General features: G+C 61.2%; 22 protein-coding genes and 1 pseudogene. 18 read left to right on the top strand and 5 right to left on the bottom strand.

Annotated elements, in window-relative coordinates; translation table 11 throughout:
• The first annotated feature begins 142 nt into the window (after positions 1 to 142).
• The 8 genes from HHL24_RS25220 to HHL24_RS25185 all read left to right on the top strand — a co-directional run bounded on the left by HHL24_RS25220 (position 143) and on the right by HHL24_RS25185 (position 7,980).
• Complete coding sequence (locus tag HHL24_RS25220) at positions 143 to 640, top strand: MarR family winged helix-turn-helix transcriptional regulator (RefSeq protein ID WP_169488074.1); 498 nt, start codon at positions 143 to 145, stop codon at positions 638 to 640.
• Positions 641 to 677: 37 nt separating this feature from the next.
• Positions 678 to 1,085, top strand: coding sequence for a DUF1398 family protein (locus HHL24_RS25215; RefSeq protein WP_169488073.1), 408 nt, complete (start codon positions 678 to 680; stop codon positions 1,083 to 1,085).
• Positions 1,086 to 1,465: 380 nt separating this feature from the next.
• Positions 1,466 to 3,856 (top strand): HAMP domain-containing protein, encoded by a 2,391-nt coding sequence (locus tag HHL24_RS25210; RefSeq protein ID WP_169488072.1) that lies wholly within the window; start codon positions 1,466 to 1,468, stop codon positions 3,854 to 3,856.
• 44 nt (positions 3,857 to 3,900) lie between these two features.
• Complete coding sequence (locus HHL24_RS25205) at positions 3,901 to 4,635, top strand: methyl-accepting chemotaxis protein (RefSeq protein ID WP_169488071.1); 735 nt, start codon at positions 3,901 to 3,903, stop codon at positions 4,633 to 4,635.
• A complete protein-coding gene (locus HHL24_RS25200; RefSeq protein ID WP_169488070.1) occupies positions 4,632 to 5,171 on the top strand; it encodes a hypothetical protein in 540 nt (179 codons plus the stop codon). Before HHL24_RS25205 ends, HHL24_RS25200 begins: the two co-directional genes overlap by 4 nt.
• 20 nt (positions 5,172 to 5,191) lie before the next feature.
• Positions 5,192 to 5,557, top strand: coding sequence for a response regulator (locus tag HHL24_RS25195; RefSeq protein WP_169488069.1), 366 nt, complete (start codon positions 5,192 to 5,194; stop codon positions 5,555 to 5,557).
• A gap of 240 nt (positions 5,558 to 5,797) precedes the next feature.
• Positions 5,798 to 6,658 carry a class II glutamine amidotransferase gene (locus HHL24_RS25190; RefSeq protein ID WP_169488087.1) on the top strand — a complete coding sequence of 287 codons (861 nt, stop codon included), beginning with the start codon at positions 5,798 to 5,800 and terminating at the stop codon, positions 6,656 to 6,658.
• A gap of 155 nt (positions 6,659 to 6,813) precedes the next feature.
• On the top strand, positions 6,814 to 7,980 hold the full coding sequence (locus HHL24_RS25185) for a porin (protein ID WP_169488068.1): 1,167 nt from the start codon (positions 6,814 to 6,816) through the stop codon (positions 7,978 to 7,980).
• 122 nt (positions 7,981 to 8,102) lie between these two features.
• Here HHL24_RS25185 and HHL24_RS25180 read toward each other — a convergent pair whose 3' ends face one another.
• Complete coding sequence (locus HHL24_RS25180) at positions 8,103 to 9,068, bottom strand: LysR family transcriptional regulator (RefSeq protein ID WP_169488067.1); 966 nt, start codon at positions 9,066 to 9,068, stop codon at positions 8,103 to 8,105.
• A 351-nt stretch (positions 9,069 to 9,419) separates the two neighbouring features.
• Here HHL24_RS25180 and HHL24_RS25175 point away from each other — a divergent pair, with 351 nt between their 5' ends.
• From HHL24_RS25175 to ompR, 5 genes and pseudogenes are all read left to right on the top strand, one after another.
• Positions 9,420 to 10,658 carry an MFS transporter gene (locus HHL24_RS25175; protein WP_329606737.1) on the top strand — a complete coding sequence of 413 codons (1,239 nt, stop codon included), beginning with the start codon at positions 9,420 to 9,422 and terminating at the stop codon, positions 10,656 to 10,658.
• Complete coding sequence (locus HHL24_RS25170) at positions 10,655 to 11,434, top strand: SDR family NAD(P)-dependent oxidoreductase (protein ID WP_169488066.1); 780 nt, start codon at positions 10,655 to 10,657, stop codon at positions 11,432 to 11,434. Before HHL24_RS25175 ends, HHL24_RS25170 begins: the two co-directional genes overlap by 4 nt.
• An 89-nt stretch (positions 11,435 to 11,523) precedes the next feature.
• Entirely contained in the window at positions 11,524 to 13,251 is a 1,728-nt protein-coding gene (gene ilvD / locus HHL24_RS25165) for a dihydroxy-acid dehydratase (protein WP_169488065.1), read from the top strand.
• Between the two features lie 92 nt (positions 13,252 to 13,343).
• Entirely contained in the window at positions 13,344 to 14,657 is a 1,314-nt protein-coding gene (locus HHL24_RS25160; protein WP_169488064.1) for an MFS transporter, read from the top strand.
• 376 nt (positions 14,658 to 15,033) lie between these two features.
• Positions 15,034 to 15,242, top strand: a pseudogene (gene ompR / locus HHL24_RS44830) (two-component system response regulator OmpR); the annotation flags it as partial.
• 54 nt (positions 15,243 to 15,296) lie between these two features.
• Here ompR and HHL24_RS25155 read toward each other — a convergent pair.
• Both HHL24_RS25155 and HHL24_RS25150 read right to left on the bottom strand, forming a co-directional pair.
• Positions 15,297 to 16,055, bottom strand: a complete 759-nt coding sequence (locus HHL24_RS25155; RefSeq protein WP_169488063.1) for an SDR family oxidoreductase — start codon at positions 16,053 to 16,055, stop codon at positions 15,297 to 15,299.
• Positions 16,056 to 16,256: 201 nt separating this feature from the next.
• A complete protein-coding gene (locus tag HHL24_RS25150; RefSeq protein WP_169488062.1) occupies positions 16,257 to 17,219 on the bottom strand; it encodes a GlxA family transcriptional regulator in 963 nt (320 codons plus the stop codon).
• A gap of 240 nt (positions 17,220 to 17,459) precedes the next feature.
• On the opposite strand from HHL24_RS25150, the gene HHL24_RS25145 reads away from it, so the two are divergent.
• Positions 17,460 to 18,098, top strand: a complete 639-nt coding sequence (locus HHL24_RS25145; RefSeq protein WP_169488061.1) for an HD domain-containing protein — start codon at positions 17,460 to 17,462, stop codon at positions 18,096 to 18,098.
• A gap of 177 nt (positions 18,099 to 18,275) precedes the next feature.
• Here HHL24_RS25145 and HHL24_RS25140 read toward each other — a convergent pair whose 3' ends face one another.
• Positions 18,276 to 19,862, bottom strand: a complete 1,587-nt coding sequence (locus HHL24_RS25140; protein WP_169488060.1) for a Na+/H+ antiporter — start codon at positions 19,860 to 19,862, stop codon at positions 18,276 to 18,278.
• A 646-nt stretch (positions 19,863 to 20,508) separates the two neighbouring features.
• Here HHL24_RS25140 and HHL24_RS25135 point away from each other — a divergent pair.
• Both HHL24_RS25135 and HHL24_RS25130 read left to right on the top strand, forming a co-directional pair.
• Complete coding sequence (locus HHL24_RS25135) at positions 20,509 to 20,784, top strand: hypothetical protein (RefSeq protein ID WP_169488059.1); 276 nt, start codon at positions 20,509 to 20,511, stop codon at positions 20,782 to 20,784.
• A gap of 331 nt (positions 20,785 to 21,115) precedes the next feature.
• Complete coding sequence (locus tag HHL24_RS25130) at positions 21,116 to 21,835, top strand: glycosyltransferase family 2 protein (RefSeq protein WP_169488058.1); 720 nt, start codon at positions 21,116 to 21,118, stop codon at positions 21,833 to 21,835.
• Between the two features lie 465 nt (positions 21,836 to 22,300).
• Here the strand turns inward: HHL24_RS25130 and HHL24_RS25125 are convergent, their stop codons facing one another.
• On the bottom strand, positions 22,301 to 23,026 hold the full coding sequence (locus HHL24_RS25125; protein WP_169488057.1) for a GntR family transcriptional regulator: 726 nt from the start codon (positions 23,024 to 23,026) through the stop codon (positions 22,301 to 22,303).
• A gap of 162 nt (positions 23,027 to 23,188) precedes the next feature.
• Here HHL24_RS25125 and HHL24_RS25120 point away from each other — a divergent pair, with 162 nt between their 5' ends.
• Together HHL24_RS25120 and HHL24_RS25115 are read left to right on the top strand one after the other, a co-directional pair.
• Positions 23,189 to 24,409, top strand: a complete 1,221-nt coding sequence (locus HHL24_RS25120) for a pyridoxal-phosphate-dependent aminotransferase family protein (RefSeq protein ID WP_169488056.1) — start codon at positions 23,189 to 23,191, stop codon at positions 24,407 to 24,409.
• Between the two features lie 183 nt (positions 24,410 to 24,592).
• Positions 24,593 to 25,879, top strand: a complete 1,287-nt coding sequence (locus tag HHL24_RS25115; protein ID WP_169488055.1) for an MFS transporter — start codon at positions 24,593 to 24,595, stop codon at positions 25,877 to 25,879.
• The last annotated feature ends 7 nt before the right edge of the window (positions 25,880 to 25,886 follow it).

Here is a 25,886-nt window from a genome sequence, read left to right as displayed (position 1 = left end):
TCTACGCACTTCAAACTCAAAGGTGAGGGAATTCGGGAGCATGTACCCACACCCTCGCCAGTCAAATTTCCAATGGACTTGACATTGGTTTCCTAGGAAACTAATATTCGATCAATGCTCCTCGGATACCTGCATCCCCTCAATGCCCAGTCCTCGCCATAAAGACAACGTCGCTAGTCCGTCTCGTAAGAAGCCGGTTAGTGACCTCGAAGCGCACATCGGCTACTGGTTGCGCTTCGTGTCGAATCACGTGTCGCATGGTTTCCAGGCGAAAGTGGAGGCGCATGGCGTGACGGTGTCCGAGTGGGTGCTGCTTCGCGAAATTTACGGTTCGGGCCCGACGTCCGCCACGGCATTGGCCGCGTGCACTGGCATGAGCAAGGGTGCCGTATCGAAACTGCTGGCGCGCATCGAGGCCAAAGCGCTCCTCGAACGCGCGACAGTCGAAGAAGACCGCCGCAATCATGTGGTGGCGTTGAGCGCGGCAGGAAAGAAGCTCGTTCCCGAACTGGCGCAACTGGCCGATCAAAACGACGAAGAGTTCTTCGGTCACCTGCCCGCTTCAGTCAAAGCGGCGATTGTCGACGCCATGAAAAACGTGGTCGCCGTCCATGGTCTGAAGTCGGTTCCCGTCGAGTAAATACTCAACCCTGTTGGAGATAGACATGGAGATAGACATGTCCGCAAACCTGAACGCGGAAAGCCGCCGCATTGCTGAAGATTGCGCGCAACGCTCTCATGCCGGCTTGATCGACTTTGGTTCGGTCGTCCGCGCGCTCGGTGAGACCGGCATCGAATCGTATTTCACCGATTACCGGCGCGGTGAGCACACTTACTATGCGTCCGGGGGCGAGACGTATTCGATTTCGTTGCCGATAGCGGAAGCCGTTATCGCCGACGCATTCGATGCGGATGCAGTCAATCAGGCTGTGCGCGGCGCGCAAAGCGGAGCGGTCAAATATCCGGAGTTTGTGCGCCGAACGATGGCCGCAGGATGTGTGGGGTATTTCGTCTGGATCGCGGGACGTCAGGTGCAATATTTCGGACGGCGCGGCGAAATTCACGTTGAGCGCTTCCCCCAATGACGCCGGACGCCTTCGCTGAAGAAATCAAGGCGGCGCTTGTGCCGCACGCCGACCCTCAACGCGCGCTCGCCATGCGCGCCTATATGCGTCACCACTTCGACTTGCCGTCCAATTCGCGGTGTGTGTCAACGCAACGCGCGTTTTAGCAAAAGCGCCGCGCACCGCGACGCTCAATTCAACGGGCTCCAATTAACGGCGTCAAAACCAAAAACTTTAGAAGAATATTTAACCCCCCGGGCGTGGTCAAAAACCCTGTAGTCATCGCTTAGTAACATGCGTCGGCAATACTCGGCAGCGCTGCAAGCTTGACTCAGATTCGCAAAAAAACGCGCTGCTCCAATCGAGGGCTGACGCGAAGGCCATACCCTCGGGGGGTTCACATGACTATCCGTCATCGCATCACGCTATTGGTTGTCTTGATGTTCGTCGCCTTGTCGGCGATCGGTGGTTACGCCGTGTATCAGACGCGCGGCAGCGCAGCCGAAGTGCGCAAGGTGACCGAAGGCGTCGTCCCCAGCGCGCTGGCTTCCGCCGACCTCGTCTCGCAAGTCAAAGACGTACAGCTCGCGACCATGACCTTGGTCTACGCGCCGGACACCAACATGGTCGCCCAGGCACAAGACGAACTGAAGAAGAAAAAGGCCTCGTTGCAACAGGCCCTCGCGCTGCAAGCCAAAGACGCCGCGAGCCACGCCCAGCAAGGCCTCGTCTCCCAGGCCAACGACAGCCTCGAGAACTACTTCTCCGCTATCGCCGAGACGGCGAAAATGAAGGCCGACGGCAAGAACGAACTCGCGCAAGCGTATCTGTTCGCCAACGTCGCACAGTATCGCGACGAACTCGAAGGCATCGTCGAAACCCTCCGCGTCGAGAAGAACCGCCAGAAAGACGAGGCGATCACCGCACTAAACGCCACGCTCGCCACCATCACGACGGCCATCGCCGTCGTCACCGGTATCGCGATCATTCTGCTGACCTCGATCGGCTCGCTGCTCTACCGTCAGATCACCCGCCCGCTCAGCCGCATGCAAGCCATGATGAGTGAGATCGCGTCGAGCCAGGATTTCACGCGCCGCGTGCCGGTGGGCCGGCTGGATGAGATCGGCCATTCGATCGTCGCCTTCAACGGCATGATCGAAAAGATCCAGGAAAGCTCGGCGCAACTCAAGCAGAAGACCGCCGACATTCAGGCGATGTTGCAGAACATGCAGCAAGGCATTTTGACGGTGATCGACGGCGCTGTGATCCACGCGGAGTACTCGGCCTATCTGGAAGACATCTTCGAAACGAAAGACATTGCTGGGCGCGGTCTGATGGATCTGGTGTTCTCGGATACCGATCTCGGCTCGGACGTGCTCTCGCAAGTCGACGCGGCTGCGCACGCGTGCCTCGGCGAAGACTGCATCAACTTCGCGTTCAATCAGCATCTGCTGGTCGGCGAAATTTCGAAGCGCATGCCCGATGGCCGTGTGAAGATTCTCGACCTCAGCTGGTCGGCGATCACCGACGAAAACGACGTCATTGTGCGTTTGATGCTGTGCGTGCGCGACGTCACCGAACTGCGCAAGCTCGCTGCAGAAGCCAGCGAACAGCGCCGCCGACTCGACATGATCGGCGAGATTCTCGCGGTGAGTGAAGAGAAGTTCCATCACTTCATCGAAAGCTCCGCGGGTTTTGTCAGCGAGAACGAGCGCATCATCCGCAAGCATTCGGAAGCGGACCATGCGGCGATCGCCGAACTGTTCCGCAACATGCACACCATCAAGGGCAATGCGCGGACCTACAACCTGGCGCATCTGACCAATGTCGTCCATGAAACCGAGCAGAGCTATCACGAACTGCGCCAACCTGACGCGGACCGCTCGTGGGATCAGGATCACCTGATGCAGGAGCTGACGCGCGTGCGCGAGGCGATCGAGAGCTACGCCAGGATCAACGAACAGAGCCTCGGCCGCAAGGCCAAAGCCGGCGCGAACAACGCCGGCAATGCTAACCGCTACGTGATGGTCGAGAAGGACCAGATTCAGCAGACGCTGAGCATGCTGGACAAGACGAACACCAGCGAACTCCACGAATTGCAGTTGATGCGCGATGCGATGCGTCATACCTTGCGCGCCCTCGGCAGCGAAAGCGTGCGCGAAGCACTGTCCGGCGTGCTGGACTCGCTGCCTTCGCTCGCGCAAGAACTGGGCAAGCCGGCGCCGACCGTGCGCATCGACGACAACGGCTACCGTCTGCGCGGCCAGGCGGGCGGCACGCTGAACAACGTGTTCATGCATCTGCTGCGCAATTCGATGGACCACGGTATCGAAACCGCAGAGGCGCGCAGCGCGCACGGCAAGACGCCGGCTGGCACGATCGATATCGAATTGGGCGTCGACAACCGCGCGCTGCAGATCACGCTCAGCGACGATGGCCGCGGCCTCGCGCTCGAACGGATTCGCGGCATTGCCGTGGAGCGCGGCTGGATCGACGGCGACGAACAACTGAGCGACGAAACCATCGCCGAATTCATTTTCCGGCCGGGATTCTCCACTGCCGCAACGGTCACGGAAGTGTCGGGCCGTGGCGTGGGCATGGACGCCGTGCGCGACTTCCTCAAGCGCGAGAACGGCCACATCGAACTGCGCTTCACCGACGATCACAAGGGCGCATCGTTCCGCCAGTTCCAGACGATAGTCTGCCTGCCGGATAGCGTCGCCGTCGATACGCTGGGTATGGAAGCGCGCGGCGATGCCGGCGAACTGCAACTCGACGCGATCGCGGATTGAACGGTGGTCGACGGACTGCGCGACAGACTTTGGAAGGGTGGGTTGTGATTCAACAGTATGTATTGGCTGTGGTGGCAGGCAGCGCGGTGACCGCGCTGTTGGCGTTTGTCGCGCACAAGCTGCATAGCGCGAAGTTGACGGCACGACTGCGTGCCGATGCGGAAACGCGCATCAACACGCTTTTGGCGGAACACGCGGACCGCGGTGAAGCGATCCGCGAACGCGAACAGGCCGCGCAAAAGATGGAAGCGTTGGCCGCACAGTTGCGTGAGGAACTGATGCAGCAATCGGCCAGCGTCGATGCGCTGCGCGCAACGCTGAAAGCCGCGACTGACGACAAAGACCAGTGGGCGCATCAGGCGCGACAGATCGCAGGAGAAGCCGCGCGTCTGAAGAGCCTCGGCGCGACATTCGAGCGTTGGCACGAGCAGATGATCTCGCTGATGACGCAGAACCACGACATGCACGCGAAGAATCTGGAGCTCTCGTCGATTGTCCGGCATGTGGTGATCGTGTCGCTGAACGCGTCGATCGAGGCCGCGCGCGCGGGTCCGGCCGGACGCGGCTTCGCGGTGGTGGCAAGCGAGGTGAGGGCTCTCGCTGCGCGTTCCGAGGAATTGTCGAAGAGCTATCGCGACAGCCTGCACCGCAACGACCTGACCACCACCTCCACGTTCCAGGACATCCAGGCGGGCGGCAAGATGATCGCGGCGTCGCTCTCCAGCGTCGAATCGCTCGCCAACCAGTTTCACTCGAAGCTGCATCAGGTGCCGATGTGATCACGGGCCACGCGAAGGAAAGCTTCGAACGCATTTTCCGCAAGGCGGCGCAGGCGCGCTTGCCGCTGGATTCAGGCGATACGTGCGAGATCGCGCCGCTCGCCGAGGCCGGCACGGGCGCAACGGCGGACACCCAGGTGGTTGTGCTGACCATCTCGTCGATCGTATTCAGACTGCTGCTGATCCTTCACTTCGACGAAAACGACAGCACCCGCAACTACTACCTGAAAGAGGCCGACGAGCGCCCGTTCCAGGAAGCGTTTCTGGAAATCTGCAATCTGTGTTGCGGCGCGATGAATCAGGAACTGCTGCGTTACTTCCCGGACCTCGGCATGTCGACGCCCTATGTACTGAGCGCGCGTTGTCTGGGGCATCTGCCGGAATTGAAGCCGGGTTTGCTGGCGTCGTATTCGATCACGCTTAACGGTTCCGTTCAGCTTGCCGCGACGATATGTGTGTGCGCCCATGCGCCGATCGACTTCGTGGCGGACACGAGCGCGATCGAAGAAACCAGCGGTGAGCTGGAGTTGTTTTGAGCGTTGTCATAGGAAAAAACATGTCGAAAATTCTGGTGGTGGATGACTCGAGCACGGTGCGTGACGAAGTGGCCGGCTTTCTGAAGAAGAACGGTCTGGACGTCGACACGGCGGTAGATGGCAAAGAAGGCCTCGCCAAACTGAAGGCCAGCCCCGGCATCAAGCTGGTGATCAGCGACGTGAACATGCCGAACATGGACGGCCTGACGATGGTCGAGAAGATTCGCGGTGAACTCGCGAACAAGACCGTCAACGTCATCATGCTGACGACCGAGAGCAGCCCGGCGATGAAAGAGCGCGGCAAGGCGGCGGGCGTGAAAGGCTGGATTGTCAAGCCGTTCAAGGGCGACGCGGTGCTGGAAACGTTCCGCAAGCTGGCGAGCTAGACGCCGCGCGCGCGGCGGACCGACCAAAGGTGAGGGTTTTCGGGAGCCCGCGCGCCGGTGATTTGCAAAGCTTGATTCGCTATAACGGTGGCGGTTGAAACACGCTAGTCTCCCTGTGAGAGTAAACGACGGGGTGACACGTGATGGCCGCGAAAACTTCAAAAAGCGCTGGTGCCGCAACCGCGGATGTCGTCACGTTCCCGCACGTTCTGGATCAACGGGCATAGGGCGGCGTCGGACATGTGCCAACTGCTCGCCCTCAATTGCGCGGAACCCACCGACGTCAGTTTCTCGCTGACGGGCTTTGCCGCACGCGGCGGACTCACCGACCATCACGTCGACGGTTGGGGTGTGGCGTTCTACGAAGACCGCGCGTGCCGCGTGTTCGTCGATGAAAAGCCCGCGTATCAGTCGCCGGTGGCGGAGTTTCTGAAGAGCTATCCGATCAAGTCGCGCAATGTCGTCGCGCATATACGTAAGGCGACGCAAGGCGGCGCGCGGGTGGAGAACTGCCACCCGTTCATGCGCGAGTTGCGCGGCCAGCAATGGGTGTTCGCGCACAACGGCGACCTGCAACCGCTCGATGGACCGGAGCACGGGCCGTATGCGCAGGTCGGCACGACCGATAGCGAAGCGGCGTTCTGCTTCATCATGAATCGCCTCTACGCGCATTTCGCTGCTCAAGCGAACACGGCCCCGGGCGTGGACGACATCGACGCCGTCTTCGACGTTATCGAGCAGGCGACGCGCACACTGAACCCGTATGGCATTTTCAACTTCGTGCTCTCGAACGGCCAGGCGCAATTCGCTTATTGCTCGACGCGTCTGTCGTATGTGATACGTCACTGGCCGTTTTCGAGCGCGCGTCTCGTCGATGGAGACCTCTCTGTCGATTTCGCCGAGCGTGGCACGCCGGCCGATCGCACGGCGGTCATCGCCACCACGCCGCTCACCGATGAAGTATGGACCGCCTGCGAACCGGGCGATCTGCTGATGTTCCGCAGCGGCGCGTTGGTGCGGCGTGCGCACGTCCCCGTTCCCGCCGAAGTTCTTGCGACCGCGAAATACGCACCCTCCGAATTGTCCGCCGTCCCGGCGTGACATCTTCAACACGCGTAAGCGTGTCACCTTAGACGCAATCGAGCGATTGTCGCTTTCATATTCATCGAAGAATTAGTTGGTTTGCCGACGCAAACCGGTCTCGTATCGTTTCGCCAGTTTTAAACAAATACAACACCGATACGGGAACTTGAAAAATGAAACGACTTTCTCTCCTCGCATTGCCTGCCGGTCTTCTGCTTGCTGCCGGCGCTCAGGCGCAAAGCAGCGTGACGCTGTATGGCATCGTCGACGCCGGTATCGCTTATGTGCATAACGCACAAAGCACCAACGGCCAGAATCAGTCAACACTCGTGAAGTTCAGCAGCGGCAACCTGTCCGGCAGCCGCTGGGGCCTCAAGGGCACCGAGGACCTGGGCGGCGGTCTTGCTGCGGTGTTCCAGCTCGAGAACGGCTTTAACGTCGGCACGGGTGCGTTGGGTCAAGGCGGCCGCGAATTCGGGCGCAAGGCGGTGGTCGGCTTGTCGAGTGGCACGTGGGGCGCGGTCACGCTGGGACGTCAATACGACCCGATCGTCGATCTGGTTCAAGGCCTCACTGAAGACAACTACTTCGGTGGTGTGTTCGCCACGCCCGGCGACCTCGACAACTACGACAACAGTCTGCGCGTGAGCAACTCGGTCAAGTATGTGAGCCCGTTGTTTGCCGGCTTCCAGGTTGAAGCGTTGTACGGCGTGGGCGGCGTGGCCGGTGCAACCGGCAGCGGTCAGACGTACAGCTTCGGCGCGGCCTATGCGAATGGACCGCTGTCGCTCGGCGCAGGCTACTTCTACGCGAATGGCGGCAACACCACCACGGCGAATGTGCGCACGTGGACCAGCAGTTCCGATTCGCTTTTCAACACGGTGATCAACTCGGGCTTTGCGAGTGCGAAGTCGATTCAGATCGTACGTGTCGGCGGACAATACGTAATCGGCGCGGCAACCATCGGCGCGGCTTACTCGAACACGCAGTACGCGAACGATGCATTCTCCGCGTTCCACGACACGGCCAAGTTCAATAACGGTTCGGTGTTCTTCAACTATCAGATCACCCCAGCCCTGCGCACCGGTGTGGGCTATAACTACACGTCGCTCACCGGTCCGAGCTCGGCGCACTACAACCAGGTCAACCTCGGTGCGGATTACGCGCTGTCGAAGCGCACCGAACTGTACGCGCTGGCTGGCTACCAGAAGGCGAGCGGCAACACGCTGAACGCAAGCGGCAAGGTGGTGAGCGCGGACGCCTCGATCGGCAGTTACGGCGTGAATTCAGGGACGAACAGCCAGGAATTGGCGATTGTGGGCATCCGTCACAAGTTCTGATTGCCTGTCTGAACGAGCCGGCTGCCTTGATGGCAGCCGGCCTTCCGAATACCTTCAAAAAGCTCAAAGGTGAGAACATTCGGGAGCCAACGGGCAATCGGCGACACGTGAGCCCGCACGCATCATTCCGCCTCACCATCCAGCAATTCCGACGACGACTCCCTCAAGCACTCGCTGAACAGATCCGCCGCCGGCGCGGAGGTATCCGCGCGCCACACCAGCACCACTTCGCCTAACGGTTCGAGCGGCGCGAGCGGCAGCACGCGCATGCGTCCACGGCTCACGTGATGCCGCGCGACCGACAGCGGCAGGATCGACACGAAGTCCCCACCGATCAGCAGCGACAGATTCAACGTCAACGAACTCGATTCGACCGCGCCGCGATCGAGCGGAATACCTTGTTCGGCGAGTGTCTCGGCCAGTGTCGCGAAAGCGGGTGAACCGCGCAGCGGCGTAATCCAGCGCGCCGAGCGCAGATCGTTCCAGCTCACCGGCATATCCATCTTGCCGAGCGGATGGCTCGCACCCACTACAAACACGAACGGCTCGCGATGCAACGTCTGCTGGCGCAACAGGCCCTGGTTGTCGGCGAGCCGGTTACGGCCTAATGCGAGATCGAGCTCGCCTTCGTCGAGCATCTTGATCAGCTTGTCGAGCGTCGTTTCCACGAACGACAGCGTCGCCGACGGCGCGCGCCGCATGAACAGTTCGACCGCGTGCGCGATCAGCGGCTGCGGAATTGTCACGACTGCGCCGAAGCGCACGTGACCGGCCGTGCCGGTGGTCAGCGCGCTGACATCGCGGCGCGCCAGTTCGATGTGCCGGAGGATTTCGCGGCCGCGTGCGGCCATCACCTTGCCGATGCTGGTCAACTCGACCGCGTTGCCGACTCGTCGCGCGACCGGTACGCCGAGCGCTTCCTCGATTTCACCGATCTGCTTCGAAATGGCCGGCTGTGTGACGTGGAAGGCGGCCGCAACCCGCGTCACCTGTCCGAGCTCCGCGAGGCTCACCAGGATGCGCAGATGCGGCAGTTTCAGGCCGCTGCGGAAGAAGCGGTCGATTGCGTCGTTTTCGGTGGTGGCCATCCGTGTTTACTCGGTGAACATAACTGAATGGTAATGACCTGCGCCAAAACGGTGATTTGCGGTGCGGCGCTCAACCCGGCTAATCTCCAATATCGGCAGGACGGTAGAGCGTGAAGCGGGTGGGTCGAGCATAGCAGCTACGCTTCGATCGCATGACTCGGGGTATAACCGGAGTCGCTCCATGCCCCCGCATCGCCGCGACCACAGCGTGCATCCAAGCGCGCGGAAGGAGACAAGCATGAGCACCCCTCTTTACGGCGGCGCCGAGCGGCCGGCTGTACCCAATGAACCCGCGGAACCGCGGAATCCGCAGAACGCGCGGCGCTGTATCGCAAGCTAGCCTGGCGCATCGTGCCGTTTCTGTTTCTCGCGTTCATCGTCGCGTATATCGATCGTGTGAACGTGAGCTTCGCCAAGTTGCAGATGCTCACCGATCTCTCGTTGAGCGAGACCGTGTACGGCGCGGGCGCCGGCATCTTCTTTCTCGGCTATTTCATCTTCGAAGTGCCGAGCAACCTCATCTTGCATCGCGTCGGCGCTCGCATCTGGATCGCGCGGATCATGGTCACGTGGTCGATCGTCTCGTGTCTGACGATGTTCGCGAGCGGCGCGACCTCGTTCTACGTGCTGCGCTTTCTGCTCGGCGTCGCCGAGGCGGGCTTTTTTCCCGGCATCGTGCTGTATCTGTCGACGTGGTTTCCGTCGAACCGGCGCTCGCAGATCATCGCGCTGTTCATGGCGGCAATTCCGGTGTCGGGTGCGATCGGCGGTCCGGTGTCGGGCTGGATCATGCAGCAGCTGGCCGGCGTGCACGGGCTCGCCGGTTGGAAGTGGCTGTTCCTGATCGAGGGGATCGCATCGTTGCTGGTGGGCATCGCGGCGTTTTTTGTTTTGCACGACCGCATCGAGTCGGTGAGCTGGCTGAACAAAGAGGAAAAAGCGTTGCTCGCGCAGGACCTCGAAGCCGATGCGCAGACCCGCGCGCACCAAACAGTGCGCGGCGCGTTTACCAATCCGAAGGTATGGCTGCTCGGCCTGCTGTATTTCTGCATCGCAATGGGCAACTACGGCCTCGTCTTCTGGCTACCGACGATGATCCGCGCGAGCGGTGTGGTGAGCGTGGCGAATATCGGTTTGCTGTCGGCGGTGCCGTCGCTGATCAGTGCGGTCGCGATGATCCTGATTGCACGTCACACCGACAAGCACGACGAGCGGCGCAAGCACGTGGCCGTGTGCGCGGTGCTGGGTGCCGCCGGCATGCTGGCGGCGGTGCTGCTCGGCCACCACGTGTGGCTCTCGATGGCGGCGCTGGTGGTCGCGGCGATCGGCATCAATTCGATTGCGCCGGTGTTCTGGGGCATTCCCACCGCGCTGATGGGCGGCGTGGGCGCGGCGGCGGCCATCGCGGTGATCAATTGCACCGGCAATCTGGCGGGCTTCGTGAGCCCCTACGTGATCGGTTTTCTGAAGGACACGACCGGCACCTTGCTGCCCGGCATGATCGTGCTCGCCTGCGCGCTGGTGCTGGCCGCTGTGATCGTGCTGGCGATGCCGGCCACGCGTAAAAACAGCATGAGGAGAGCAGGATGACGCAGCAGGTTTGTATGGTCACCGGCGCGGCCACCGGCATCGGCGCGGCCACCGCGTTGCGCTTTGCGGGCGCCGGTTGGGCGGTGGCGATCGGTAACTTCGACGACAGCACACGCGAAGCAGCCTTGGCCATCGAAGCGCAATGCAAACAACTCGGCGCTGAGACCATGGTGTTCGATGCCGACGTCGGTTCCGACGCCGCGTGCGTGAAAGCGGTCGACGCGGTGGCCTCGAAGTGGCAGCGCATCGACGCGCTAATCAACTGCGCCGGCACGACGCGCTTCATCCCGCACGGCGATCTGGCCGCCGTCGACGACATGGAGTTCGAGCGCGTCTATCGCGTGAACCTGATCGGCATGTTTCAGATGACGCGCGCCGCGGTGCCGGTGCTGCGCGATTCGTCGACCGCTTCGCATAGCACGGCGGTGATCAATATCTCGTCGCTGGCCTCACTGAACGGCACAGGTTCTTCTATTGCCTATGCCGCCTCGAAGGGCGCGGTCAATACACTGACCCTCTCGCTTGCCCGCAATCTCGCGCCGCATATCCGCGTGAATGCGTTGGCGCCCGGCATGGTGGACGACGGCTTGCCGCGTCGCGTGCTCGGCGAAGAGGCGTACGCGAAGATCGTCGACAGCATGACGAATGTCGCGCCGCTCAAGCGAGTGTCGCAGCCCGGCGAGATTGCCGACCTTGCCTGGTTCATCGTCGCGCATGCGCCTTCGATGACCGGCCAGGTGATCGCCGCCGAGAACGGCATGCTGCTGAACGGCTGAACGGCTGAACGGCTGAACGGCTGAACGGCTGAACGGCTGAACGGCTGAACGGCTGAACGCACAATACACAGATACGCACAGGACACACCATGAGCAATCTCCACAAACACCGCTCGCGCACCGTCACCGAAGGCATCACACGCACGCCGCATCGCGCTTTCCTGCGGGCGACCGGCATGGACGACGCCGCGATCGAAAAGCCCTTCGTTGCGATTGTCGATACGTTCGGCGAAAACACGCCGTGCTCGATGTCGCTTGCAGCGGCTTCCGACAACGTGCGCCTAGGCGTCGCGGCGGGCGGCGGCGTGCCGATTCGCGGCTCGGCGATCTCGGTGTCGGACGGCACCTCGATGAATCATTCGGGCATGCGCTTTAGCCTCGTATCGCGCGAGATCATCGCGGACAGCGTCGAAGTGTTTGTGCGCGCGCATTGCTACGACGCATTTGTCGGCGTGGCCGGTTGCGACAAGACGCTGCCCGGCATTCTGATGGGCATGGTGCGGGTGAACGTGCCGGGCGTGTTCCTGTTCGGCGGCGCGATGCTGCCAGGCATTGCACCGGACGGCACCCAAGCGACGATTCTGACCGCGATCGAAGCGGTCGGCGCGGCACAACGCGGCGACATGTCGCTCGACACCTTGCGTGGCATCGAGAAGCGTTGCACGCCGGGTGCGGGATCTTGCCCCGGACAATTCACTGCGAACACGATGGCAATGGTCGCCGAAACGCTCGGTCTCGCGCCGCTCGGCTCGGCGATGGTGCCCGCCGTCTACAGCGAGCGCATTGCAATTGCGCGCCGTGCGGGCGAAACGGTCATGAACACGCTGAAAAACGGCGGTCCGCTGCCACGCGATCTGGTCACGCGCAAGAGCCTGGAAAATGCATGCGCCGCCGTGGCCGCCACCGGCGGTTCGACCAACGCGGCGCTGCACATTCCAGCGATCGCGCACGAAGCGGGCATCCGCTTTACGTTGGACGATGTGTCCGAGGTCCTCGCCCGCACGCCGTTGATCGGCGATCTGCAGCCGGGCGGCAAGTATCTCGCGCTGGATCTGTATCACGTTGGCGGCGTGCCGGCGGTACTGAATGCGCTGCTCGCGGGCGGCTTCCTGCATGGCGATACGTTGACGCAAACCGGCGAAACGCTCGAAACCGCATTGAAGGCGTTCGCAGGCCCGGATGGCCGCGTCGTCCGTCCGCATAACGAACCGCTAAGCGAAAACGCCGGGCTGGTGGTGTTGCGCGGCAATCTCGCACCGGATGGCGCGTGCCTGAAAACCGCGGGTTTGAAGTCCCTGGTTTTCAGCGGCAGGGCGCGCGTGTTCGAAGCGGAAGAGGCGTGCATGTCGGTTGTGTCGAAGCGCACCTATCAGGAAGGCGACGTGCTCGTGATCCGCAACGAAGGGCCGAAGGGCGGCCCCGGCATGCGCGAAATGCTCAGCGTGACGGCGGCGATCTACGGTCAAGGCATGGGCGAAAAAGTTGCGCTGCTGACCGACGGACGCTTCTCAGGCGCGACGCGCGGCATGTGCATCGGCTACGTGGGACCGGAAGCGGCAGCAGGCGGCCCAATTCGCTTGCTCAGGGACGGCGACCGGATTCATATCGACGCGCACAAAGGCACGCTCGACGTCGAATTGAGCGACGAGGAACTCACGCGGCGCGCCAAGGAGGCCGTGCCGTTCACACGGGGTCGGTTGGGCGGCGTGCTGGAGAAATATGAAGCGCTGGTGCGGCCGGCGAATCTCGGCGCAGTGACGCACTCTGGCGCTGTGGAGTGGCCGTATGAGGCGTCGATCGGTGAGGATGAGGCGTAAGCGCCACCATCGCGCCGGATACGGCCGATAAAACGCGCAGGCACAGCGGCGAGCATGGCAATCAACCATGCCGGGCCGCGCAGGAGACAACCATGTCCAATCTTGAATCCGCCAGTCTTTCGGAAGAAGCCCCGACGCGGCTCACGCGCTCACAGTGGCGCATGATCATTCTCGCGAGTCTTGGCGGCGCGCTCGAGTTCTACGATTTCGTCGTCTACGGCATCTTCGCGCAGTTCATCGGCCGTGCGTTCTTTCCGATGCGCGATCCGATTGTCGGTTTGATGCTTTCGTTCGCCGTGTTTGCAATCGGTTATCTCGCGCGTCCGGTCGGCGGTATCGTGCTCAGCTATTTCGGCGACAAGTACGGACGCCGGCGCGTGTTCATCGTGTCGGTGATTGTCGTGTCGATGTGTACGATCGGCATGGGTATCGTGCCGACCTACGCGACGTGGGGTATCAGCGCCACGCTGTTGATGATCTTGCTGCGTCTCGTGCAAGGCTTCTGCCTCGGCGGGGAGTTGCCCGGGTCGATTACCTACGTGGTCGAAACGGTGCCGCGGCGCGCGGGACTCGTGTGCGGCATCGTGTTCTTTTGCGTGAACTCCGGCGTGCTGCTGGCGGCGGCCGTCAATCTTTCGGTGCACAGCTTTCTGAGTGGCGACGATGTTGCGGCGTACGGTTGGCGCATCGCGTTTCTGTTCGGCGGCGCCATCGGCTTGCTGAGTTTCTGGCTGCGCCGCAAGCTCGAGGAAACGCCTGCGTTCGCAGAGATGAAGCATCTCGCCGCGAAGCATCCGCTTGCAGAACTGCTGCGCGAGCACTGGCGGCCCGTGTTGCTCGGCATCGGCACGACAGCGGTGGTTGCCGCATTCAACGGCTTGCTGTTCGCGCACATGCCGGCTTACCTCGATCGCGTGTTGCACTACGACCCGCGCCGCGTGGCGATCGGACAGAACGTCGGTCTCGCGGTGGTGTCGACGGGCATTCTGCTATCCGGCTGGCTCGGCGACAAACTGCCGAGGCGCTTTGTACTGCGCTTCGGTTCGCTGCTGCTGATGGTGCTGAGCTATCCGTTCTACCTGGCAGCAAGCCGCCATACGATCGATGTCGTGTTGCTGCTCGCGTTGGCCGGTGTGGCCGCGTGCCTCGCCAACGGCACGTTCGCCTGCATCATCGCCGACATGTTTCCGACGCGTGTGCGTTTCAGCGGCGTCGCGTTGACGTTTAATGTCAGCTTCACCGTGTTTAGCGGCACCGCGCCGTTGATCGCCACGTGGCTGATTTCGTCGACGGGTAATGTCGCCGCGCCTGCGTATTTCATGGCGGCGTGCGCTGCGCTTTCGCTGGTCGCGAGCTTTGGACTGAAAGCGGTGAGTGGGAAGATCGATGCGCACCCGGCAGGTTGATGCCGTTCAACGGAGTGTGCCGTTGTCCGGTGCCACCGTCCCTGCGCCGATTTGGGCAACCCCCGAAAGTGCATCGCTCACCGCCTGACACATAACGCCTCTTACCTGGGTATGCAGATTACTCGATCCCCTCCAAAGGTGAGGGTTTGCGGGAGTGGCCGGTTTGGGACCACCGGTGCCACGCCCAGCATGCCTTTGCGGCCTGTCCCCAAGACCTGAAGGTGAGCGTTTTCGGGAGTGGTCAGATGTGCACTCTGCGCCCAGCCCCAACCGCTCCGTGCCAAAGGTGAGACTTTTCGGGAGCTGATCCGCGCATCGGACCGTGACTTTGCGAGCCGTCCCCTATCGCGTTCCATGTTGAAAGTGTCGAGAAGAAATTGCCAACCTTGGGGGCAATAGTGTGCTGCATCAAGGGCGCAGCCTCGATGTATCGATCTGGCGGTGGCGGCGGTTGTGGCGGCTAATCGAGATCGATCCTTCCGAGCCGCGCTATGTTCAGACGGTGTGGGGACGCGGGTATGTGTTCGTACCGTACGGCGAGATTAGGCGGCCGAGCGCGGCGCGATGATTGCGCCCGGCGTGTGAATATCGGCGTATCAGCCGAAAGGTGAGGTTTTACGGGAGCGCGGCGCTCTCGTCTCAGCCTTGCTTCGCGACCTCGCGAATGTCGGCCACTGGCGTTTGTCCGAATGCGTCGCTGAAGGCGTAATCGAGCAACTGGGTCGCGCATTGTTCAGGTGTCGAGAGCTGGCCGTTGCGCTTGAGATCTTCGAATTTTTCGCGCATCGGGAACTGTTCGGCGCCGCTGCTGCGAATCTCCGCCTGCATATTCGTATCGATGACGCCTGGCGCCAGGCTGCAAATCCGCAGCGCACGATTGGCGTCGAGTGCAACGGCGCGCGCGTGATGATCGAGTGCGGCCTTGGTCGCGCAGTAGATGCTCCAACCGGGATACGCATTGCGCGCCGCGCCGCTGGAGATATGCACGATGCGCCGATCGGTTGCGCCGACGCTGGCTGCCGCGAGCGCGCTCGCCAGCATCAGCGGCGTGGCCACGTTCAGGCTCACGGCGTTGGCGATGTCCGTGGCGTCCTGGCCTTCGATCGGACCGATCGGCTGAACCATGCCTGCATTGTTGATCAGCAGCACGGTCTGCGCGCCGCTGACGAAACTGCGCAATGCATCGCTTGCGACCCACTGCGTGACGCGCGTGGGATCGGCGAGTTCCAGCTCGATTTCTTCGAGCAGTGCGGGGAAACGCTCTTTAAGCGTGGCGTGACGCGAGCGGGACAAACCCAGTACCACTACGCCGCGCGCCAGCAGTTGTTCAGCAAGGGCAGCGCCGAGGCCGCGGGTGTGGCCGGTAACGATCGCGCGGATCGGAGAAGAGGTGGACATGTCGTTCCTTGTGATCGTTGGCTTGAGGAGGCCGTTATTTTCGCACGCTATGTTTGATGCTTGCAGCGGCGCCGTTCTTCAAGCCGCATTCCGGCGGCGCTTGAGCCGCCCTCTAGCCGCCCTTATGCCGTTCCTATGCCGTGCGCTTGCAGGGTCCGTCACGCCTCCTTCATCACCTCTTCATTCCCCTTCACGTCTCCCTCACTCAGAGCGAAAGCGCTCGCGATATTGCATCGGCGTGACGCCGATCCGCTTCGTGAAGACAATGCGCATCCGGTCCGCAGTGCCGAAGCCGCAGTCGTAGGCAATCGCCTTGAGCGCCGCGCCGCTGCTTTCGAGCAACTTGCGCGCGGCATCCACGCGTGCACGCTCGACGAATTCGTGCGGCGTCACCCTGGTTTCCTGCACGAACACGCGGGCGAAATTCCGTGCGCTCATTCCGGCGACGTCCGCCAATTGTTTGACCGTAAAGCTCTCGCGAATCCGCTCCATCACGTGCGCCTGCACTTTGGCGACCGGCGAGGTGTCGTCGGCGGGGGCGGTCAAGTACGGGCTGAACTGCGATTGACCGCCTTGCCGCTGTGCAAACACCACAAGCCGTTTGGCGACGGCGAGCGCCGTGTGCGGCCCGTGATACTCAGCGACCAGCGCAAGCGATAGATCGATGCCCGCCGTCACGCCCGCTGACGTGACCAGGTTGCCGTCGCGCAGATAGATCCGGTCGAAATCGACATGGGCTCGCGGAAACTGCTCGGCAAGTTGTGCCGCGTGCTGCCAGTGCGTTGTGACATTGCGCGCGTCGAGCAGTCCGGCGTGACCGAGCGCGAACGCGCCGGTGCAGATCGAGCCATAACGCTCGCACTGCGTGGCGACGCGCGATAACCATTCCAGCAAACGGGTGTCGGGCGCTGCATCCTCGGGCAGCGCGGGGCCGCCTGCAACCAGCGCAAGATCAAACGGACGGCGTGCCTGTTCGAAAGTGGCGTCGGCGGTGAGCTTCATGCCGTTGGACGCCCGCAGCGAACCCGGCTCCGCGCTGACCAGCGTGACCTCATAGCGATCCTGCGGCGTGATGAACCGATTGGCTTCGGAGAACACATCGACCGGACCGGCGACGTCGAGCGTCTGTACGCCCGGAAAGATTGCGATCGCGACGGTAGGCATCGAATGATTTCCTTTGACGATGGACGGAATCCGCAACCCGCGGCAGTCAACGCGGTGCGTTTGGCAGTGTTCAACGGTCCGCGCCGATTGCCCGCGACAGCGCGCTGGCCAATACTGAACTCATCGGACGCGCTGCTTGAACGGATAGAAAAAAGCATCGCGGACCAGCATACCAAACGCGCCATCAACTCACCAAGACCGCGCGTCCGGTTCATTCAAGTCTTTCATGGAGCACTTCACATGACCACGATTGCAGGCATCCAGATCCCCGACAGCATGATGGCGCGCGAAGCCACGCAGCTCGTGCGCGATACCGAAACCGAGTTGCTCTACCACCATTCGCGGCGCGTATTCCTGTTCGGCTCGCTGGCCGGCGCGCGCAAGCAACTCAAGTACGACCCCGAGCTGCTGTACATCGGCGCGATGTTTCACGACATGGGGCTCGTCGCGCCGTATAGCAGCGAGCATGATCGATTCGAGGTGGACGGCGCGAACGCGGCGCGTGATTTTCTGCAGCGCCACGGCATCGGCGAAGCAGATATCGAACAGGTGTGGAATTCGATTGCGCTGCACACCACGCCTGGGATTCCGCAATATATGAAGCCGGTGGTTGCGCTGGTCACCGCGGGCGTGGAGATGGACGTGCTGGGCCTCGCTTACGATGAGTTCAGCGAGCAGCAACGTCATGAGGTGATTCACGCGCATCCGCGCGGCGCGCATTTCAAGGAAGGCATCATCGACGCGTTTGCGCACGGCACGATTCACAAACCGGAGACGACCTTCGGCAACGTGAAGGCGGACGTGCTGGCGCTGAAAGATCCGCATTACCATCGCGAGAATTTCTGCACGATGATTCTTGGGTCGGCGTGGAAAGACTAGGGTGTTGACGATGCGCCATCGCGATGGTTGCGGCCAAATCTCGATGGCGCAGATGGAAATGAAGTATGCGCACGAAATGATGCAAACGCAGAATCAACTGCTCGATATTTTCAAAGGCCATTGAACCCACCAAGGTTCGACCGGCTCGCGTCCCGGCTAACGTCAGATGCGGCCCGGTCATCCTCTGCCATGCACTGCCGCGATTTCCTGCAAATCCAGATCGTGTTCGAGAATGGTCAGTAGTTCGTCATGAATCAAACCCGTTCGGTGCATGCGCAATAGTTCCGTGCGTCCTGCGGAGATGGCGGCCAGCACCACGTCATAATGCGCCGCACGGACATCGGAAGGATAGGCGGCTTCGCTTTGATAGGCCTCGGTCATGCGCGCGCGATAGCTGTACTGCTCCAGCAGTCTTGGATGGATCACTTGTCCTTGTGCGTCATGCACCAGCGGTTGGATTGCCGCAAGCTGAGCCGCCTCGAGCCGCGCCCACGCCTGCGGCTCGGTCAGATGCAGGGCATTTCGCTCGGACGCTTGGTCAGGATTGACCCATTTGATCAGCGGTCCGATCGTCGTGCCTTGACCCAGCACCGTCACCAGAATGACCGCGAAAGAAGCGACCAGAATCAGATCGCGCCCGGGCATCGTTTCAGGCAGGGACAGCGCGATGGCAAGTGTGACCACGCCGCGCATACCCGCCCAGCTCGTGACGGTGGCCGAGCGCCAGTCGGGCGTCCCATCCGCGCGCTGCATCAGCCTGCACAGTAGTCCTTTCAACGATTCGACGGCGAACACCCACACGAAGCGCGATAGCACGACGGCTGCGATCACTGCGCCGACGGCAGGTGCAAGCGCGGTCAGCGTGTCGCCGACACCGCCCAGCCGCACGATCACGCCGCGCAGCGACAGCCCGATCAGAATGAACACCAGGGCTTCCATCAGGAAGATCAGGACCTGCCAGAAAGCCGTGCCGCGCATGCGCACCGCGGCTGAGAAGACTTCATGCTGATGCCAGCCGAGCACCATCCCGCAACTGACGGTCGCAATGACGCCGGAGACGTCCAGCATGTCGCCGGCGATGTAGCTGATCCACGCGGAGAGTACGGATGCGGTGATGATGAGGTAGGCGTCGTCGAGATAGCGCAGCAGTTTGACGACCACGAAGCCGATCGCGATGCCCACTGCGATGCCGCCCAACCCGAGCACAGCAAAGCGCCCGATGGCATGTTGCGCGCTGAACGTGCCGGTCAGCGCGGCCGCGACGGCGAAGCGGAAGAGGACGATGCCAGCGGCGTCGTTGAGCAGGCTTTCGCCTTCGAGCAACACCATCAACCGGCGCGGCAGCGCGACGCGTTCCAGCACGGCTTTTGCGGCGACGGCGTCGGGGGGCGAAACGATTGCCCCCAGCGCGAAGCATGCGCCCCACGGCAGCGTCGGCACGGCCCAATGCACAACCAGGCCGACCGCGAGGGTCGTAAAGGCAACGGCGCCGATCGCGAGCAGCAGGATGCCGCCGAGATTGCGCTTGAATTCGTCCCACACGGAGAAATACGCACCGTCCATAAGGAGCGGCGGCAGGAACACGACCAGGACTAGTTCGGGATCGAGATTGACGGGCGGCAGGCCCGGCACGAAGGCCATCGCAGCCCCGCCGACCAGAAGCGCTGCGGCCGGTGGGAGCCGCAGCCGCTTGGCGAGTAGCTGAAGACCGATCATCGCGACGAGCGACAGCAGGACGAGTTTGAAGGCCATGACGGTGGACATGCGGGGGCCTCGACGAGTGGCAAAGCGTGGGGAGTTTCTTTTTATCACATGGCGAGGCTTCTGCCTGCGGCTGAGCCGATGGGAGATACGCGTGCGGCATCAAGCACTTGGCGGGCCTGTGCGCAAGTTGTCCACAGCCTTGCGAACAAAAACTGGGGATAACTTTGCGACCGTCGCTCGAACGCCAGGCCGCTAACGCACAGCTCGGTTTTCATGCGATGCGGTGTCCCTTGCTTCCTTGTCGGCCCGACGCGGCTTCTCAGCTTCTATCTACTTCCGCGCAGGAATGTCTCGGGACCGGACGAGCCGCGACGGTTTGTCCGCGTCCGCCTTTTCCTGTTGCTGTCGTCGCTGCGTGTAGATGGCCTACGTGATCTTCCATGAAGTCTCACGCATTGTCCTGAGTGGCGTCGAAAGTCTCTGGTGAGATGCCAAGGAAGTCGTAATTTTAGGAATTGTCGGATAGAGAGGATGAAGTGCTCCTTATAGGGTACTTGGGCTTCATACAAGTACAACCAATAAGGATGACTATGAAAAACAAGGGACACAATGGGAGCCCAGCAGGCATGGCAGCACACGTGCTTGCCGCATTCATGCTGCTTATGGAGCAGGCGTTTGCTGATTATCAAACTTGCAGAGGGCGTTGATGACTAAATTTCCGCCATGTTCTGTGGTAATAACTTACGACGAAGATCGTCAATGGTTGATTGTGCAATCTGCTTCACGGGCTAGGGTGGCCCCAGTTGTGGCTGGAGAACTCGAAGTGCCGGTCCTGCTGGACGAATTCAATTTCAGGCTTGACGACGAATTCGTGCGTCGGTTTGGTGGTGGCGTACTTAATCTGATTGCGCTGGGCCAGCCGGAGATCAAGCAATACATGACCTTTACGCAGCATCCAATCGATCGACCGTCAGAAGAGTAATTGGTGAGCGAGTTCTGCGCAATGACCGAACGACGTTCGATCATTGCAACGGTGTGTTCTAGCAGTTGCGGTGACGGACAACGAGTTTGTGGGACTTTGTTGCAGCGGGGGTGCCGCTTTGGCATCGCCCCTGCTGGCGCATGATTAAATTGCTTGTCGGTTCAAGAACAGGGGCAGACTAGTGCGCATCAATTTTTTGGCGCTCGCGTACCTGATGACCGTAGTTGCGTGAATGCCTGATGGCGCCTCGGACGACCGGTAATTGAGATAGCCTTGAGCGAGTTGCCAATAGATATAATCCGCCGTTCCACCAGTCCCGCAAAGAATCTTCATGCGAGTCGCCGTCATTAGCGCCTACTACAAAGAGCCGCGTCACGTCTTACGAAGATGTCACGAAAGCGTCCTTGCGCAGCTAGGTGACGTGACCCACTTTATGGTCGCCGATGGATTTCCTGACTCCGAAGTTGATAGCTGGACGGGGGTGGTCCACATCAAAATTCCCAATCACGCCGACTACGGAGATACACCTCGCGGTGTAGGTGCCGCTTGCGCGGCCGCCAATGGATTTGATGCGATCTGTTTTCTTGACGCCGATAACTGGTACGAGCCAAACCATGTCGAAACGATGCGCATGATCGTCGAGGAAACGGGTGCGCAGGTGGTCACGGCGGCGCGAAATATTTTCTCTGCCGACGGCCGTATGCTCGGAATCTGTAAAGAGTCCAACGGCGTCGATTTCAACGACACCAACTGTTATTTCCTTAAACGCCCCGTCTTTCCCGCGTGCGCGGCGTGGCTATTCAAGGACGCGCGCGAAAGCATCAGCGGCGACAGGGTATTTTGGAACGCCGCGCAAACCGGTGGGTACACGCGGTTCCACTCAACAGCACCAACCGTCAACTACGTGAGCACGCTCGCATTTCACTACGAGATGTTCGGAGAGATTCCGCCCGACGACTCAAAGATGATCTTGAAATTGACCGGCGGCCAGCATTTTCAGATGATCAGTTACGCGCAATTCAAGGCGACGGGCGGAGTCCCTAATTGGTAACAGCGGTGGTGTACACCCCAATTCATGGTGGCAGCGTGCGCATCGCGTCTGTCCGCTTCGCCTCGTCAAAACGGCACAAGATGCATCGACTTGGCAGAACGTATTTGCATCAATGGCTTGGCATCGTTGTGGGCGTGTTGTCCACAGCCTTGATCACAAATTATGTGGACAACTAGGGGGTGGGGTGTCGCGCCTGGGGCCGCGGCTTCGCTATTCTAGTTTTGTGCGTGGCCGGCAACGGGATGGTGAGTGATGCTTACGCATCAACCGCCACTGGATATTTCTGTTGCTTCAACGACTTGGCTGGGATGTGCGAAGGTTGTCCACAGGCTTGCCAACATTTTATGGGGACAAGTTTTTCTGCCCGCGGTGGCGGCGTTCATTGTGCCTACGACGCTGCAAACCAAAAGGAAGCCAATGCCGCAAGCCGCGCACCCCACACCACCGCCCAAGCCAACAGACCGCTTAAACCTTCAACACCGAAGCCGCCACCTCTTCCCGCGATTGCACCTGCAAAACCGCATCCCGCTTATCCAGCAAATGCTGCCGCAGAATCGCGCTCAACTTCTTCCCGTCCCGCGCCTCGAGCGCCTTCAACATCTCATCGTGATCATGAATCGCGCTGTCCCACTTGGGGGTCTGAAAATTCGACCGGAACCGCAACGCCTGCAGGCGTCGATTAACAGCGACATAAGTCTGCCGCAGTGCTGAATTCCTCGCCGCCTCATTGATCTTGTCGTGAATCGCCTGGTTGCGGCTGTAGTACCCAGCCAGATCGTTCTGCGTCCGGCAAGCCAGCATCGCGTAATGCAACGCCTTGATCTCGGCAAGCTCCGCCGCTGTCATCCGCTCAGCTGCCAGTTCGCCGGAAAAAGCTTCAAGACCACTCATCAATTCAAAAGTCTCGCGTAACTCCGCTTCCGACATCTTCGACACCGACGCGCCCCGGTTCGGCGAAATCTCGATCAGCCCTTCGGCAGCCAACACCTTCAGCGCCTCCCGCAACGGCGTGCGCGAAATCCCAAGCGTCTCGCATAACTCGCGCTCGTTCAGTTTCTTGCCCGGCTCGAGCACCCCCTCGACGATAAACCGGCGAATGTGCTCCACCACCGTGTCGTGCAAGCGCTGACGCTCGACCCTCGGCATCAGCGGGGAAGCGGCCACACCCGCGTCGAAATCCGAATTTTGCATACAAAAGCCCTCAACATCGTGTTAGGTCTGATTTTAGCGGAAGCATACAGATTAGTTAATAGCACGGGTAAACACCGGTGTCAGCACGCAAATTTTGCCTTGGGGTACTTGCGGATCATCTGATATAGTTTTTTGCATGCAAAATTCAATCGGAGGAGCCAAATGCTCAAGTTAGACTTTCACCCCGCTGGCCGTCACTTCCTGCAGATCCCGGGTCCGAGCCCGGTGCCCGATCGCATTCTCCGGGCGATGAGCTACCCGACCATCGATCACCGCGGCCCCGAGTTCGGCGAACTCGGTCTGAAGGTGCTCGAAGGCATCAAGAAAATCTTCAAGACGCAGCAACCGGTGGTCATCTATCCGGCCTCAGGCACCGGCGCGTGGGAAGCGGCGCTGTCAAACACGCTGAGCCCCGGCGACAACGTGCTGATGTTCGAAACCGGTCACTTCGCGACGCTGTGGAAAAAGATGGCGGAAAGCCTCGGGCTGAAGCCGGAGTTCCTCGGCCTGCCTGGCATCGAAGGCTGGCGGCGCGGGGTTCAGCCGAAAATGATCGAAGAGCGCCTGCGTGCCGACACGCAGCACGCGATCAAGGCGGTGTGCGTCGTCCATAACGAAACCTCGACGGGCGTCACCTCGGATATCGCCGCCGTGCGCCGCGCGATCGACGCCGCCGGCCACCCGGCACTGCTGCTGGTCGACACGATCTCGGGCCTGGCCTGCGCTGACTATCGCCATGACGAATGGGGCGTCGACGTCACCGTGTCGGGCTCGCAAAAGGGTCTGATGCTGCCGCCGGGTATCAGCTTCAACGCGATCTCGCCGAAGGCATTCGCTGCCAGCAAGCAGGCCAAATTGCCGCGCAGCTTCTGGGACTGGACCGACATCGTCGAGATGAACAAGAGCGGCTACTGGCCGTACACGCCGAACACGAACCTGCTGTACGGGCTCAATGAGGCGCTGGAGATGATTCTCGGCGAAGGGCTGGACAACGTGTTTGCCCGCCACGAGCGTCTCGCCGAAGCCACCCGCCGTGCGGTTCGCGCGTGGGGTCTGGAGATCCAGTGTGCGGATCCCGCTGTGTATAGCCCGGTGCTGACCGGCGTGATGATGCCCGAGGGCATCGATGCCGACGCGGTGCGCAAGGTCATCTACGAACGCTTCGACATGTCGCTCGGCACGGGCCTCGGCAAGATGAAAGGCCGCATGTTCCGCATCGGCCATCTTGGCGACTGCAACGACCTGACGCTGCTGGCGACGCTGGCCGGTTGCGAAATGGGCCTGCGGCTCGCGGGCGTGCCGCTCAAGGAAAGCGGTCTGCCAGCCGCTATGGAGTGGTTGAGCCAGCCGAAGCAAGCCGCAGGGCTGAAAGCAGCGGCTTAAGCACCTAAGCGCAATCGCGCATCTCGCAGCACGGGAAGGCGGAAAGCACTTCCCTCACGGAGCCGCGCATAGAACGCGGCCCACGAACAACATGCGATGTTCCCGCAGCGCAGCCCGCTGACGGGCGACGAGGCAGCGCGCCATTCCAGGCGCGCCGTCGATAGACTGCAATGGAGAGAGACGATGAAGCGGTTTCGTGTGACCAGTGCGACCAGTATCGTTCTAGTGATGCTAAGCATCATGTACTTCATCACTTACCTGGACCGCGTCAACGTCAGCACCGCGGCCGCCGGATTCGGCAAGGAGTTCGACCTCTCCCATATGGAAGTGGGCCTGGTGTTCTCCGCTTTCGCTTATCCGTATCTGATTTTTCAGATCATCGGGGGCTGGGTCAGCGATCGTTTCGGCGCAAAGCGCACGTTGATTTTCTGCGGCGCTATCTGGGGCGTGGCGACTTTGCTGACCGGCCTCGCCGGTGGCCTGGCTTCGTTGCTGGCCGCTCGCGTGCTGCTCGGCTTCGGCGAAGGTGCCACGTTTCCTGCGGCTACCTCCGCGATGGCGCGCTGGGTCGCGAAAGAAAAACGCGGCTTTGCGCAGGGCATTACACATGCAGCATCGCGTATCGGCAATGCCATTGCCCCCGGTTTGATCGTGCTGGTGATGGCGACCTGGGGCTGGCGCGAATCGTTCTATATCTGCGGCGTGTTCAGCTTGGTGTGGGTCGCTGTCTGGGCGTTCACGTTCACCGAACATCCGAAAGATCATCCGCGTATTACGACCGAGGAACTTGAAGTCCTGCCCGCGCCGAAGCCGAAAGCGGCCAGCGTGCCGTGGGGAAAACTGTTTCGCCGCATGTGGCCGGTCACGATCGTGTACTTCTGCTACGGCTGGACCTTGTGGCTGTTCCTTAGCTGGATTCCGCAGTACTTCCTGCACAGCTATCACCTGCAACTGCAAAAGTCGGCAATCTTCGCCTCGGTCGTGTTCTTTGCTGGCGTACTCGGCGACACGCTCGGCGGCATCGTGACCGACTGGATCTTCGCGCGTACCCGCAGCCTGAGGCGTGCCCGGAGCTGGATGGTGTCGGTGTGCATGCTGTTCTGTCTGCTCTCGCTCATTCCGCTGATGTTCACACACAGCCTGTATCTGTCGATGGCGTGTCTCGCCTCAGGCTTCTTCTTTGCTGAAATGACGATCGGCCCGATGTGGGCGATTCCGATGGACATCGCGCCGGAATACTCAGGCACCGCGAGCGGCATGATGAACACCGGCTCGGCCTTGGCCGCGATCATTTCGCCGGTGGCCGGCGGGTTTCTGATCGACTACTTCGGCAGCTGGGAGTTGCCGTTCGTCGGCAGCATTCTGTTGATGGCGATCGGCGTGGTGCTCGCGTTCCGCATGCAGCCGGAAACCAAATTCGAGTTCAACGCGGTCGACAAAGCCCACGCCACCAAGGGCGTGAGTGCATAAGCAGACT

The sequence above is a fragment of the Paraburkholderia polaris genome (genome assembly GCF_012927345.1).
GTDB lineage: Bacteria > Pseudomonadota > Gammaproteobacteria > Burkholderiales > Burkholderiaceae > Paraburkholderia > Paraburkholderia polaris.
Note: the sequence above shows the minus strand (reverse complement) of the source record. Positions and strands in the feature narration are given on the sequence as shown.